Consider the following 13301-nt stretch of genomic DNA (forward strand, 5'->3'; position numbering starts at 1 on the left):
GGCAGCATGCCGGAGTTTGATTGTGTTCGGGACAGCCTGGAGGGCTTGTCTGTTGGTGATGCGCTGGGTGCGCAGTTCTTTGTGCCTGGTCGGTCGGTCAGTGAATTGATTGCCGGGCGGCCGCCGGCGGGGCCGTGGGAATGGACCGACGATACCGAGATGGCCTGTTCGGTGTATTCGGAGATCCGTCGCCGTGGGCAGATTGATCAGGATGCGCTTGCGGCCGTGTTCGCTGATCGATGTGAGCCGTATCGGGGTTACGGTGGGGGCACAGTTGTTGTGTTGCACGAGATTCGGGATGGACGACCGTGGCGGGAGGCGGCGGGGGCCGGTTTCGGCGGGCATGGGTCTTGGGGGAATGGGGCTGCGATGCGGGTGGCTCCGCTCGGGGTGTACTTCGCCCAAGACTCGGATCGTGCGGCGGAGCAGGCGGCGTCGTCGGCGGAGGTTACGCATCGGCATCCGGAGGCGATCGTGGGGGCGATGGTGGTTGCCGTCGCGGCCGGTCACGCTGCGGTGACTCGTGGGATAGGTTGTGCGCCGAGCGAACTGCTGGATGCGGTCGAGCCGTATCTGGTTGACGGCCGTACGGCGGACGGTGTGCGGCGAGCACGGAAGTTGTTGGGGTGCTCGGTCGCCGAAGCGGCGTATGAGCTCGGGAATGGCGCGGAAGTCAGTGCGCAGGACACGGTGCCGTTCACGTTGTGGGTGGCTGCCAGCTTTCTCAGGGACTATCCGAGGGCTGTCACCGCGTGTGTGGCGGTCGGCGGGGATGCGGATACTACCGCTGCGATCGTTGGAGGGATTGTGGCGGCACACACGGGCGTGGGGCGGCGAGGGGACATACGCGGGGTGCCGGAGGAGTGGTTGGCAGCGCGTGAGCCGCTGCCGGCCTGGGCGGCAGAGTGAGGGTAGAAGTGAAGTGCCCTCGGGGTGTTTCACGAAGCGGCCCGAGGGCTGTTCACTGGTGGAGGTATTCAGAGTGGCGGACGGTTGAACTCGCCATCGACTACTCCGGTGGTGAAAGCGTTCCACTCGTCAGGGGTGAAGATCAGGGCGGAACCGTTGGGGTTCTTGGAGTCTCGGACACCGATCGTGCCGTCGGCGAGGAAGGCGACTTCTACGCATTCGCCGTTGGGGTTGCTGCGGCTGCTCTTGAACCACTCAGCGCCAGTTGAATCGACGGTCACGCTAGATACTCCCTTGCTACCTGCCGGAACAGATTCCTGCTGGCCGTGGCATCCAATGCTGCCTGGCGGATGGCCTCGTACGATTCATCGTAGCGTCTGACGTCATCCGGTTTTTCGAGGTAAAGATTGCCGACGGAGCTGCCTTCGATGAAGACCACGGTGGGCTCTACCGGTTCGCCGGTCGCTGTCGTACCGAAGTCCAAGATGACGAACGGTCCTATGTAAGCCCCTCCCGGGAATCCGGCGCGGAACGGAAGCACGCGGATCGTGACGTTCGGCCGAGTGCTGATGTCGGCCAGCCACTTGAGCTGCGCAGCCATGATTCGTCGGCTACCGGAGATGCGGTGTAGTGCCGCCTCACCTATCAGCGCGTTGACCGTGGTGGGGCCTGTCTTGCGCGTCACGATGTTCTGCCGCTGCATCCTCAGCTGAATCCATCGGTCATGTTCTGCTGCAGCTGCGTTCGGAAGGCGCAGCTCCGCTAGGGCGCGAAGGTAGTCCGGCGTCTGGAATAGACCTGGTATCAGCTCGGGATGATAAGAGCGCAGTTCGACTGCGGCTGTCTCCAGTCCGACGTACACATCGAAGTCCTTCGGTATGAGATCGCCGTACTCGTGCCACCAACTCTTGACGCCGGCCTGCTTGGCGAGCCCGGTGAGCGCTTCAGCCAATTCGCTCGGCACTCCGTACAGATCGCACGCTGCCTGAATATCGCGCACTTTGATCCGACTGTTCTGCCCACGCTCCAGCCGTTGCAGACTGCTCGACCCCATCTCCAGTAGCTCAGCGGCTTTCTGCTGGCTCATTCCCGCGCGACTGCGCCACTCCGTCAGATACCGGCCGAGTTGCCTTCGCGGCAGGGTAGATCCGGTCTCCGGCATGAAGTCCTCCCCACTTCGGGCGGGCCGTTCGACCCGCATCGGGTAGATCATGGCAACTGCCGCGGGAGGTTTGCTGGCGATTCGGGGGAGTTCATTCGGGCCGCCCGAAGCCGCACACATCGCCACCCTGGCAGGTGTTTTGTTTGATGCGCGTCCGGTCGATGCGGTTAGGGAGTCCACCTCAAACCTAACAGTTTCGTTGTCGGCCGGGCGCACCCTTGAACCGGCGATGTGAGTCGAGGCCTTGATGGACAATTTGATGTTCGCTGACACACCAGCTGCTCGCTGCGCCTGCCATCGACGCACGTGCGGCCTCGTTCCACCGCGGGACACAATTCGTCCCTCCGGCTCGGCCACCCGCACCGCGCTGTGCTCCTGTGCCACAAGGAAGCCGCGATGCTGACCGATCCACTACCACCGAAACATCAACTGCTGCAGGCCTGTCGAGGCGATCTACCGGTCGACCACCCGCTACTGCGTTTGGCGCGCGAGTTATCGGACCTGCACGACCAACGGCTGTACGCCGCCCGCGACTCCCTCGACGACCGCAGGCAGATCGATCAAATCGACGTGCGGCGTGCCGGATTGGTGCGCGACATCGATCGCTGGGTCACTCTGCAACTACCTCCCTCGCACGGTGCCGCGTACATCCATACCGAGACCGTCGGGGCCGTGGTCGACCGCCTTGCCCAGTTCACCGCGTGCGCCTTCGCGGCCTTGGCGAGTGCGTCGCGGTGGGAGCTGGGCGATGCTTGGGAGCAACTCGCCGAATTGGCCGTCGGCTACGACGATTTGGCCGCTGAGGTGTGCGCAGGGCGCAGACGGCTGCCGGGTGGGCCGTAGTTCATTGCAACGCGGCTTTGGTCTGCTCGTTTTCCATACGGTAGTAGCGGCGGGTCAAGTCGAGCAGGCGGGCTATTTCGTTGGTCATCGAGGTAGGGCTCATGGGAGTGGCGACGATCGGGTCGCCGGACTTGATGTAGTAGCGACCGTCGTCGGCGTAGTCGGTCCACAGGAATCCCCGACCGTCCGTTGTTGGTCTCGAATCCGTTGCAGGGCCGGGGAATACGGTGATCTCGCCGACGGCGGTGCGATCGCGCTTGAACATGCGGTTGAGTTGCTCGTTGATGCTGACCTCGTTGGCGCGACGGGAGTAACGCTGACGGTCAGCGGCGATCTCGTCTCTGCGAAAACTGACCGCAGGTTGCTTGCCTGCCTGGGCCTTCGGCAGTGCCGCGACCGCCGCTGTGGCCACCTCGCTCGGTGCGCACAAGCCCATGATCACGTCGCCGCCGGTGTCTTCGGCGGGGCCGGGCAGCTGAACGAGTGTAGCGCCGGACCCGTTTCGAACCGCGCCGTGGAATCGGAACACCGCCGTGAGTCCCGAACCACCGAAGCCCTTGGATTCGACGCGTGCCTCGGGCTCCAGCAACGTCGACAAGGCGAGTTCCAGATTCTCGGAATACTGGCCGAGTAGTGCCTCTACCGCCGACTCTCGTTGCCGCACAAGATCGTCCCAGCCGACGGCGGTAGTGGGGCGGAAGGCCAGCGGGTAAGGCAGACGATCGCGATCGTAGGCCGACCAGAGGATGTCGAACTCCTGGCCGGTGAATCTCCAACTGCGCACGCTCAGTTTTCCCCGATCACCGGGGGTACAGCTTTGGTCGGTTCGCCGAGGAGTTCCTCGGACCAATCGCGGATCAAGTAATCCTTGGTCTGATGGGTGTTTTCCTCATCGTCCTGTTTACCGGCGGCACCGGCCATCGGCATGCCGCTCATTCCGGGACGTCCGGCCGCGCCGGTACTTGTTCCACTGCGGGCGGCTATCGGGGCTGCGGTCCCCGGCTGCTGGGGGCTGCCCGGGATGCTGCGACCAGGGGCTGGCGTGCCGGGAGTGCTTGGGTTGCCAGGACTTCCAGGGCTACCGGGACGCCCGGGTGAACGCGTAGTTGCCGGGCTACCCGGCGAGGTGCTGCGGTTGGGCACCGGAGTACCCGGAGCCGTTGTGGTGCTCGGAGTGTTCGGATTCGGCGTGCCGGTCGGAGTGGCGGGTGACGTGGGATTGGTTGCCTGCGTGGTGGATTGCTGTGTCGTACCGGCTGGGTTGGTCGGCGAGTTCTGCCCTGCGGGCTGGGTGGACGAGTTCGGATCTTGCTTCGGATCTGCGCCTTGGTTCTCGGCCGACGTGGGACTTTCCTGCTTCGACGGATCGCCCGTAGCGGAGGACGTCGTCGGGCCGGATGAAGTCGAGGGGGGAGGCACCGGTTGATCCGGATTGTTAACCAGCGTCGGCGAGTTCGGTACGACGGGAACACCGTTGTCGGTTTGGTTCGCAACCTGCCAATACACCGTGCGCAGCACCCGCCGCGCCTCCGCGGTTGCCTCGGTCTGGTTGTGGTCGTCGACCTTCATCACGCCCTCGCTGGGCAGTGTTTTGCCGCGGAGATCGGGACTTCCCTCACTGGCTCGCGGCATCAGTGCCTGCGTCTGATGGAGACCGGTGTACAACTCGTTCAGTTTCACCGAGATGAGTTCGGTGGCGAGAGTGAGCTGTTGGGACTGTTCGACGTACTTGTTGACCGATTTGACCGCCTCTTGCGCGGCTAGGCCTTCCCAGCCGTTGGTGACTGTCGCCTTGATCGCGTCCCCGAACGCGTGCGACTTCTCCCGAAACTTGGCGCTGATGTTCTGCCACATTTGCGACGCTTCCCAGGCCTGCGCTGGCTTCATCGCCTCAACCTTGGCGACGAGATCCTGCAGGGTGCCGGTCTCGATCACGAACAGGTCTTCGCCGGGGTTGACGATCGACGGTGGGTCGTAACCCGCCTCGATATTCTGAGCGAGCTTGCTGCGGTGCGAATAGAGAGCTGTGCGATCGTCGTTCCACTGCTGCTGAGCCGCGATGATGCGGGCTCGGTAGTCCTCTTGGCTCATGAGCCGTCCTCCCCAAGGACGTTGATGGCCGCGAGGTTCTGGCTGTTGGACACGTCGACCGATGGGTAGTTCGCCATGGCTTTGGCGAAGACTTGGCGCATCAACTGAACTTCTTCGATGTGTGTCTCCAAGGATGCTTGGAGCGAGGTCTCCCCACCCTGGCCCTTGAGCGAGAACTTTTGCTCGAGGACAGGACCGGACGGCATACCGCCGAAACCGGAAAGGTATTGCACAGTTCTAGTGGAATCGCGGATGCCATCGAGATCATCCAAGTATGTCTGACACTGCGCGTCCAAGTCTTTGCCGACTTCCGGCCTCAACTTCAGCTCGCCGGCGTTGGCTTGGTCCAGTAGTTGTCGCCAGTTCGATTGCGGAACAGTCGAGTCCATTGATCAGTTCCCTCCACTGGGCAGGTACTTTGCGAACTCGCTCGCGTGTCGCGTCGCCTGTTCACAGGGGTCGCCGAGCTTTCCTACCGAGTACCGCGTCGTGACTAGGAATGCCACCGTCCCTTGGATTTTTCCCTGTGGTACTTCGACTGCTACGCCGCAATCGAGTCCCTTGTCGTCACCGACGAAGGACAATCGCAACGCCGGACGGCCGCCGACGGTGAGAGGTGTGAAATTTTCGAAGTCTCGGCGGCCCTGGACTTGTTGCAGGGAGGGTTCACCGGAAAGCACCGTCAGGGTGTACCAACGGGCGGACGACCGCCAACCGCACACCTGCCAGCCTGTCGGGTCTACACCTGCGGCATCCTTGGTGCGCGTCTCGGGACTGAGCTCACCTGCTCGTAATGCATCATCGGGGAGCTGCGTGCAGGGATCCCAGATCGCCGCGTCCGTCCCCGACGGCTTCGCGCTCGTACTCGCCGCCGAACTTTGCCCACTACTAGCAGGCACCCCATCCGTCGACTTCTCACACCCCGCCAACACCAACCCAACCCCCACGACCACCGCGATCCCCCGCAGCCCGTTCCCCCTGCTGGCCATCCGTTCCCCTAACCGCCGGTGCCTGAATTCCATCCGGGGTGAATGCGTCCCGGTGCCCACCCCCGTTACCTGCGCAAACCGTACCGCCGACCCCACACGACCCGCAACAACACATGCCGATTCGGGTACCGGGTCAGTACTGCACCCAGCGACCAGGCACGGCGGTCCCCCTACCGCCGTCTACCTGGCAATCACGCGCGCGTCGCGCCGAGTAGCGTGCTGTCGTGCATCGGCCGCGGCCGGTCGGGGTTCTCGCGGATGTGCTCGGTGGCGCGGGTGATCGCTTGGCTGTACCGCGCACTCGCCGCGTTGTGCGTCAGCAGCGCGACACCGATCATCATCGGCGCGACCGCGTGCACGCCGGCGTCGAACCACCGTGCGTCCTTGACGTGCGGGTAGGTGTTCAGCCCGACGGTCAGTGCGAGCAGCACGATTTCGGCGGAGACGACCTGGCGGCGGCTGTTCAGCACGCCCCATTCGGAGAGTTTGGTGGTGCCGATCATGATGATGACCAGGCAGACGCTGATCATCGCCTCGACCAGGTAGCTGAACCAGTACAGCGGGTCGGTGATGCCGTCGGGCGCGATGTTGTGCTGCACGTTGACCGCCGACCACAGCATGCCCGCGATCACCACGCCCGCGAGCGCGCGCAGTGACCAGGCGCGATGCCGGTAGAGCGAGGCGAGCTGGGCGTGCGGGCTGGATTCGCGGCGCTGGGCGGCGATGGCTTTGCGCGCCATCAGCAGGTCGCGGATGTCGGCCTTTTCGATGGCTTCTTTGGTCTGCCTGGCGCGGTCGGCGGCGGCGGAGACGGCTTCGGCGTACTTCCAGCGCTGACCGCGGTCCTGGGTGCGGATGCGTTCGGCCAGTTCACGCTCGGCCTCCAGCTCGTCCTCGGCCAGGGCCTCGGTCAGCGCGGGATCGAACTGGTAGGCCAGCCGGCCGCGGGCCCGCTCGACCCGCCTGGCCAACTGCGCGACTTCGTCGAAGGGGTGTTCCTCGGGCATGCGGCTCCAAAAGTGGATGGGCGGAACGGAACTCGACAAATCGGGAGATGCCGGGCTGCCCGATCACCGGGAGCTGGGTAGTAGCTCGCTGCGAGGGTAGCGGACGGGAGGCATCGACACCTACTCTTCATAGTCGATTCCGCGCGCCGAAGACACGCTGAAGCGCTATCTGCGCCGAAAATCCCGGCGAGTCACTCGGGTTCGATGGCCATGTCTTCCTGACTCCAGAAGGCGCGCATGCGCACGATCTTGCCCTCGTCGTCGAACTCCATCACGTCGATGGGCGAGAGGGTGAAGCGCTGCCCGCCGACCCTGGTGACGACGGTGAACATGAACGCCGCCTCGTTGCCCGCGATGCGGATGGTCTCCGGCCGCAGTTCGGTCTCCCGGTCGAGCGCGGCGAGCACGTCGTAGAACTCGCGGATGGCGGCGTGCCCGTGCCGGACCGGGGTGCCTACCGGATCTTCGACGGTCGCGTCGGGGGCGTAGAGCTCGACGATGGCCTCGGTCGGTCCGGAACCGACCAGTTTCACGTACTGCTCGACCACGTCGCGGATCTGCTTGGCCATCGGAACTCCTGCCGAATTGGAACCTGTTCTAGTTCGGCAGCGTAGCAGCACAGCGGCGGGGGCGGTCAAGGATCGGTTCCGCGCTGTCGTTGCGCTGTCCACGGCGATCGATGTGGCTCGGGCCGTTGGGAATCCCCCCGAAAGTTACCTGCCCCCGTATCCGCTGTGCTGTTGTCAGCATCCTCGCAATGGGACACGGTGACGATCGGAAAACCCGCTCGCGCCCGGTGCCGGGGATCGTCTTTGACCCCCCGTGGCTCGCCGTTGAACCTTTATCCCGCGCTGATGCTTTCATTGATTCTGTCGCGCTGACCGGGTGTGGCGTTACCGATAGCACGTATTCGGTCCGGTCAGTGGACCGGGAGCGGTTTTCGTCCTTTTTGCCCGCTGATTACTGCGTTCGGCGGCGCGGAGCCAGGAAACTCATCGCTAACTCCGCCGAACCGATCCCGGTGTGTCGGCCTTGCGCTGCCGGTGAAGTGCTGTTTACTCGGTCCGGTCAACCAGATGTTCGAGTGACGAGTGGAAGCGGAGGAGACATGGCACTGCCTACCATGACCGCGGAGCAGCGCACTGAAGCGTTGGCCAAAGCGGCAGCGGTCCGCAAGGCGCGCTCCGAACTGATCGGCAAGGTGAAGGCGGGCAAGGTTTCGGTCGCCGACCTGCTGAAGAAGGCCGACTCTGATGAGCTGGTCAAGAAGACGAAGGTCGCCGCGGTGATCAAGGCTCTGCCCGGCGTCGGACCGGTGAAGGCCGCCAAGCTGATGGATCAGGCGGAGATCCCGGAGGATCGCCGGATCGGCGGGCTCGGCGCACGTCAGCGTGCGGCGCTGCTCGACGCCCTGAAGGACTGAACAGCTACAGTTCGCGGTTATCTGACCGGGGAACGAATACTCACGTCGGTGGCGCGGCTCTGCCTCGCGAAGGACCGCCTGCTCGCGGTCCGGACGGCGTAGCTCAGCCCCCAGCCGCATAGACAATGCAAACGCCCCACAGCGCCTGGACGGGTTGTGGGGCGTTGTCGTCGGCTCAGCGGCGGCGGCGTGGGAATCGGACGTGCACCGGCGCGGGATCGGTCATCGGGATGTCACCGCGTGGCGGGAGCAGCAGGCAGGCGAGGCCGAGGGCGATCAAGAGCGCGGCGGCGAGCAGGCTGAGGGTCAGACTGACCCCGCCCATCCCCTCGGGCCGATGAAAGGCGTGATAAACGAAGTGCGGCAGGCTGAAGGTGAGCCAGCCGAGACCCGCGAGGCGCGCCGCCGCGGTGCTGTTGAGGACCAGCGCTCCGATGGTCACCGCGGTGAGGGCCAGGAAGAACGCGCCGACGTCGGCCGCGAGATGATGGTTGAACGGGCCGTCGGGGGAGATCCACCGCATGCCGAAGCCGGGAAAGCTGGTGTACCAGGAGTGCGGCGCGACGGTTGCCCACAGGCCGACAACGGCACCCTGTACGGCAAGGACCGCCAAGACGACGCGGGTGGCGAGCAGACGGCGGCGGTGCTGTTCGAACCGCATCCGGACGCGCAGACCCTCCTGGGTGCCTTCCACTGAGAACCGCATCGGTCTCTCCGTTCCCGCCCGAACTGCTCCGACTACGTGCTGTCACGGTAAAACGGACATCCGGTCCGAGCAAGGGCTGATCAGGCCAGCCGCGGCTTCCGGTTCGAGGAGGCGGTGATCCGACCGCCGTGGGTGTAGACATTCATCGTCTCGCCACGCAGGAAACCAGCCAGCGTCAGTCCCGCCTCCGCGGCGAGATCGACGGCGAGTGAACTGGGGGCGGAGACGGCGCCGAGCATCCCGATGCCCGCCATCACCGCCTTCTGTACCAGCTCGAAGGAGGCGCGACCGCTGACGATGAGCACCAGATCCCGGGCGGGGACGCGGTTTTGGCGCAGCGCCCAGCCGATCACCTTGTCCACGGCGTTGTGCCTGCCGATATCCTCGCGCACCGCGAGGGCGGTGCCGTCCGGCGCGAACAGCCCGGCCGCGTGCAGGCCGCCGGTCGCCTCGAACAGGGATTGCTTGCTGCGCAAGGTATCCGGCATCGCAGCGAGCACCTGGGTGTCCACCACCGGTCCACCCTCGGCGATGGGATATCTGGAGAGCGTGCGGACCTCGTCGAGCGCGGTCTTGCCGCACAGCCCACAGGCTCCGGTGGAGAGGAAGCTGCGGCTGCGCACTGGCACCGCGGTGCGCAGGGTGAGGTCGAGGACGTTATAGGTTTGGCGGCCGTCGTCGTCGGTGCCGGTGCAGTAGCGGGCCGCGGTGATCTCCTCGGCGACGCCGATCATGCCCTCGCTCAACAGGAATCCGTGCACCAGGTCGACATCGTTACCGGGAGTTCGCATGGTGACGGCCAGGGATTGGCCGCCGATCCGGATCTCCAGCGGCTCTTCCACGGCGAGCGTGTCGGGGCGCTGGATCTCACCCGAGGGGGAGATCCGGCGCGTCCTGCGGCGGGCGGTGACTCTACTCATCGGCGGTCCGCTCGAGTCTGATGGTGACCGACTTGGACACCGGGGTGTTCGACCGTGCCGCGACATGGTCAAGGGGGACAAGAGGATTGGTCTCGGGATAGTAGGCCGCCGCATTGCCGCGCGGGGTCGGGTACGCGACGAGCCGGAAACCCTTGACGCTGCGCTCGGTGCCGTCGGTCCACTCCGAAATCACGTCGACGAGTTCGTCTTCCGCGAAACCGAGCGCGGTGATGTCGTCGGGGTGCACGAGCACCACCTTGCGCCCGCCGTGCACGCCGCGGTAGCGGTCGTCCAGGCCGTAGATGGTGGTGTTGTACTGGTCGTGGCTACGCAGCGTCTGCAGGATCAGCCTGCCTTCGGGGACCGGAGTCCAGCTGAGCTCGTTCACCGCGAAGTTGGCTTTGCCGGTGCTGGTGCGGAATTCGCGGCTGTCCCGGGGCGGGTGCGGTAGCGCGAAGCCGTTGCGGGCGCGGACCCGGGCGTTGTAGTCGGCACAGCCGGGCACGACCCGGGCGATGGCGTCGCGGATGGTGTCGTAGTCGCGCCGGAATCGTGCCCACGGGACGGGGTGGTCCGCGCCGAACAGGGTGAGCGCCAGATCGCAGACGATGGCGACCTCGCTGCGCAGGTGCTTGCTCACCGGCGTGAGCCGCCCGGTCGACAAGTGCACCATCGACATCGAATCCTCCACCGACACCTGCTGTTTACGGCCGTCGCGCAGATCCTGATCGGTGCGGCCCAGGGTGGGCAGGATCAGCGCGGTCTTGCCGTGCACGACATGACTGCGATTCAGTTTGGTGGAAATCTGCACGGTCAGTGCGCAATTGCGCAACGCGGCCTCGGTCACCGCGGTGTCCGGCGTGGCCGAGACGAAGTTGCCGCCCATCCCGACGAAGACCGACGCACGCCCGTCCCGCATGGCGCGGATGGCGTCGACCGTGTCGAGGCCGTGCTTGCGCGGACTGGTGATGCCGAATTCCTGGTCCAGGGCGTCGAGGAACGCGTCCGGCATCTTCTCCCAGATGCCCATGGTGCGGTCGCCCTGCACGTTCGAATGCCCGCGCACCGGGCAGACGCCCGCGCCGGGCTTGCCGATCATCCCGCGCAGCAGGAGCAGGTTCGTCGCCTCCTCGATGGTGGCGACGCCGTGCGCCTGCTGGGTGAGGCCCATGGCCCAGCAGATGATGATGCTCTTCGCCTCGGCCATTTGCTTTGCGGTGCGGTCCAATTCGGCCCGGGTCAGCCCCGTCGCCGTGAGCACCGTATCGAAATCGACCGCGCGAACCTGCTTTTCGTACTCGGCGAAGCCCGCGCAATGCTCGTTGACGAACTCCTGGTCCACGACGGTGCCCGGCGCGCGATCCTCGGCCTCGAACAGCAGCCTGCCGAGGGCCTGGAACAACGCCATGTCGCCGCCGAGACGGATCTGCAGGAAGTGGTCGGCGATGGAGACACCGGTGGTGAAACCCTTGACCGTCTGCGGATCGCGGAAGCCGAGCAGCCCGGTCTCCGGCAGCGGGTTGATCGCAATGATCTTGGCGCCCTCGGTTTTGGCGTTCGCCAGCGCGCTGAGCATGCGCGGATGATTGGTGCCCGGGTTCTGACCCGCGACGATGATCAGATCCGCGGCGGCGAAGTCGTCGATCGAGACCGAGCCCTTGCCGATGCCGATCGAGCTGGTCAGCGCGGCACCCGAGGACTCGTGGCACATGTTCGAACAGTCCGGCAGATTGTTGGTGCCGAAACTACGGACCAGCAACTGATAGAGGAAGGCGGTTTCATTGCTGGTGCGGCCGGAGGTGTAGAAGACGGCCTCGTCCGGAGAGGCCAAGGCGCCCAAGTGATCCGCGACGATGCGGTAGGCGTCGTCCCAGGCGATGCGGGAGTAGTGGGTGTCGCCGGGGCGCAGCACCATCGGATGCGTCAGCCTGCCCTGCTGGCCGAGCCAGTACCCCGACTTGTCCGCCAGCTCGTCGATCGAGTGCGCCGCGAAGAACTCCGGCGTGACCGTGCGCAGCGTCGCCTCCTCGGCGACCGCCTTCGCACCGTTCTCACAGAACTCGGCCGGACGGCGATGACCGGTCGGCTCCGGCCAGGCACAGCCTGGGCAGTCGAAACCGTGCACTTGATTGACCCGAGCGAGGGTGCGAGCGGTGCGAATCACGCCCATCTCGCTGACCGCGCGCTGCAACGACACCGCGACCGCGGTGACACCCGCAGCCTGCTCTTTCGGCGCGGTCACGCTCAGGGCGGACTCGTCGATGTCCTCGGTCGGACCGTTACGGTGCATATTTCGTATTGTCCTCTTCGCGGTGTCTGGGTCGGGCACGGGACCAGCTACTTCGATGGTATGCACTCGCGGCGATGCGGGTGCGGAACACGCTGGTTGCCCGCGCTGACCATAACGGGCGTGCGGAGTCCGCGTGCATCCCCAGATCTCGAGCGCGCGCAAGCCGGTAATCCCCGAGGTCGGCTCGTCGGAGTTGGCTCCGCGTTGGCGCACACGGCCTTACGATGCTAGGGATCGCACGATGGGCGCGGTCGTACAGAGTCCGTCAGCGCGCCGGGCAGGGTCGGCGCGCGAGCGGCGATATGCCTAGCGAGAGCACGGCCGATGGGGACGCTGGCACCACATGCTTCGCGTGCCGGCGCAGCGCGTCGGCAGGTGGGACAGCGACGCGCGGGTGGGACGCTGCTGGGAGCGATCCTGTGCGGGGTTGTGCTGGCCGGTTTTCCGGGAGCGCTCGCGGTCGGGGATTCTGGTTCTGCGGCGGTGATCGGGGAGGCACAGCGACCGCCACCGACATCGGGGCCGCGGGACGGGCTTGTCGCGCGCTACGCCCCTGCCCTGCTGGATAGCGGGGTAGACGAGGGTGTCGAGGCGGGTAACCGGCCGCAGGCGGTGGTTCCGGTGCGGCAGCCGTCGAGCCCGCTACCGCCGCCGGATGACGGCGGTGGGACCCGTGACGGAACCGGTGCGCCCGCTCCGGGGCAGGATGGCAGTGGTGGCCGGGACGCACCGCCACCGCAGGATGGCACCGGGACCCACGACGGGCCCGTCTCGCCCGGCCGGGCGGTGCCGCCGCCCCGACCGCCCGATCCGTGCGGTGGGTCCGATGGGCCGACCTGTCCGCCGGTGCCGCCGACGAGTAGGCCGAAACCGCCGGACATTACGACGCCGCCGACCACGCCGCCGGAGGTCACCACGCCGCCGATCACGCCGCCCGAGGTGGTGCTTCCACCGCTGCCCG

14 protein-coding genes are annotated in these 13301 nt (G+C 65.8%); 3 read left to right on the top strand and 11 right to left on the bottom strand.

Going from position 1 to position 13301, the window contains the following annotated elements; all coding sequences use genetic code 11:
• Positions 1–6 precede the first annotated feature (6 nt).
• A complete protein-coding gene (locus ACIHA7_RS14750; RefSeq protein ID WP_397289506.1) occupies positions 7–909 on the top strand; it encodes an ADP-ribosylglycohydrolase family protein in 903 nt (300 codons plus the stop codon).
• A 68-nt stretch (positions 910–977) separates the two neighbouring features.
• Here ACIHA7_RS14750 and ACIHA7_RS14755 read toward each other — a convergent pair whose 3' ends face one another.
• On the bottom strand, positions 978–1190 hold the full coding sequence (locus ACIHA7_RS14755; protein WP_397289508.1) for a DUF397 domain-containing protein: 213 nt from the start codon (positions 1188–1190) through the stop codon (positions 978–980).
• Positions 1187–2344 (bottom strand): helix-turn-helix domain-containing protein, encoded by a 1158-nt coding sequence (locus ACIHA7_RS14760; protein ID WP_397289510.1) that lies wholly within the window; start codon positions 2342–2344, stop codon positions 1187–1189. Before ACIHA7_RS14760 ends, ACIHA7_RS14755 begins: the two co-directional genes overlap by 4 nt.
• A 123-nt stretch (positions 2345–2467) precedes the next feature.
• Between ACIHA7_RS14760 and ACIHA7_RS14765 the strand changes: the two genes are divergently transcribed.
• A complete protein-coding gene (locus tag ACIHA7_RS14765; protein WP_397289512.1) occupies positions 2468–2914 on the top strand; it encodes a DUF4254 domain-containing protein in 447 nt (148 codons plus the stop codon).
• A 1-nt stretch (position 2915) separates the two neighbouring features.
• Here the strand turns inward: ACIHA7_RS14765 and ACIHA7_RS14770 are convergent, their stop codons facing one another.
• The 6 genes from ACIHA7_RS14770 to ACIHA7_RS14795 form a co-directional block, all read right to left on the bottom strand.
• Positions 2916–3698, bottom strand: a complete 783-nt coding sequence (locus tag ACIHA7_RS14770) for an ESX secretion-associated protein EspG (protein ID WP_397289514.1) — start codon at positions 3696–3698, stop codon at positions 2916–2918.
• Positions 3699–3700: 2 nt separating this feature from the next.
• Positions 3701–5005, bottom strand: a complete 1305-nt coding sequence (locus tag ACIHA7_RS14775) for a hypothetical protein (RefSeq protein WP_397289516.1) — start codon at positions 5003–5005, stop codon at positions 3701–3703.
• Positions 5002–5394 carry a hypothetical protein gene (locus ACIHA7_RS14780; RefSeq protein ID WP_397289518.1) on the bottom strand — a complete coding sequence of 131 codons (393 nt, stop codon included), beginning with the start codon at positions 5392–5394 and terminating at the stop codon, positions 5002–5004. The genes ACIHA7_RS14775 and ACIHA7_RS14780 overlap by 4 nt, the downstream gene beginning before the upstream one ends.
• 3 nt (positions 5395–5397) lie before the next feature.
• Positions 5398–6027 (bottom strand): DUF3558 domain-containing protein, encoded by a 630-nt coding sequence (locus ACIHA7_RS14785; protein ID WP_397289520.1) that lies wholly within the window; start codon positions 6025–6027, stop codon positions 5398–5400.
• A gap of 158 nt (positions 6028–6185) precedes the next feature.
• Positions 6186–7001, bottom strand: a complete 816-nt coding sequence (locus tag ACIHA7_RS14790; protein WP_397289522.1) for a hypothetical protein — start codon at positions 6999–7001, stop codon at positions 6186–6188.
• 191 nt (positions 7002–7192) lie between these two features.
• Positions 7193–7570, bottom strand: a complete 378-nt coding sequence (locus ACIHA7_RS14795; protein ID WP_397289524.1) for a nuclear transport factor 2 family protein — start codon at positions 7568–7570, stop codon at positions 7193–7195.
• Between the two features lie 539 nt (positions 7571–8109).
• Between ACIHA7_RS14795 and mihF the strand changes: the two genes are divergently transcribed.
• The gene (mihF, locus tag ACIHA7_RS14800) at positions 8110–8424 is read left to right on the top strand and encodes an integration host factor, actinobacterial type (RefSeq protein WP_029895202.1); all 315 of its coding nucleotides are present in this window, start codon (positions 8110–8112) and stop codon (positions 8422–8424) included.
• 175 nt (positions 8425–8599) lie between these two features.
• Here the strand turns inward: mihF and ACIHA7_RS14805 are convergent, their stop codons facing one another.
• From ACIHA7_RS14805 to ACIHA7_RS14815, 3 genes are all read right to left on the bottom strand, one after another.
• Entirely contained in the window at positions 8600–9130 is a 531-nt protein-coding gene (locus ACIHA7_RS14805) for a hypothetical protein (protein WP_397289526.1), read from the bottom strand.
• An 80-nt stretch (positions 9131–9210) separates the two neighbouring features.
• Positions 9211–10050, bottom strand: coding sequence for a formate dehydrogenase accessory sulfurtransferase FdhD (fdhD, locus tag ACIHA7_RS14810; RefSeq protein ID WP_397289528.1), 840 nt, complete (start codon positions 10048–10050; stop codon positions 9211–9213).
• Positions 10043–12340: an FdhF/YdeP family oxidoreductase gene (locus ACIHA7_RS14815; RefSeq protein WP_397289530.1), complete on the bottom strand. Its 2298-nt coding sequence runs from the start codon at positions 12338–12340 to the stop codon at positions 10043–10045. Before ACIHA7_RS14815 ends, fdhD begins: the two co-directional genes overlap by 8 nt.
• Between the last annotated feature and the right edge of the window lie 961 nt (positions 12341–13301).

Origin of the sequence: Nocardia sp. NPDC052316, from assembly GCF_044547795.1 — a bacterium.
Classification (GTDB): Bacteria; Actinomycetota; Actinomycetes; order Mycobacteriales; family Mycobacteriaceae; genus Nocardia.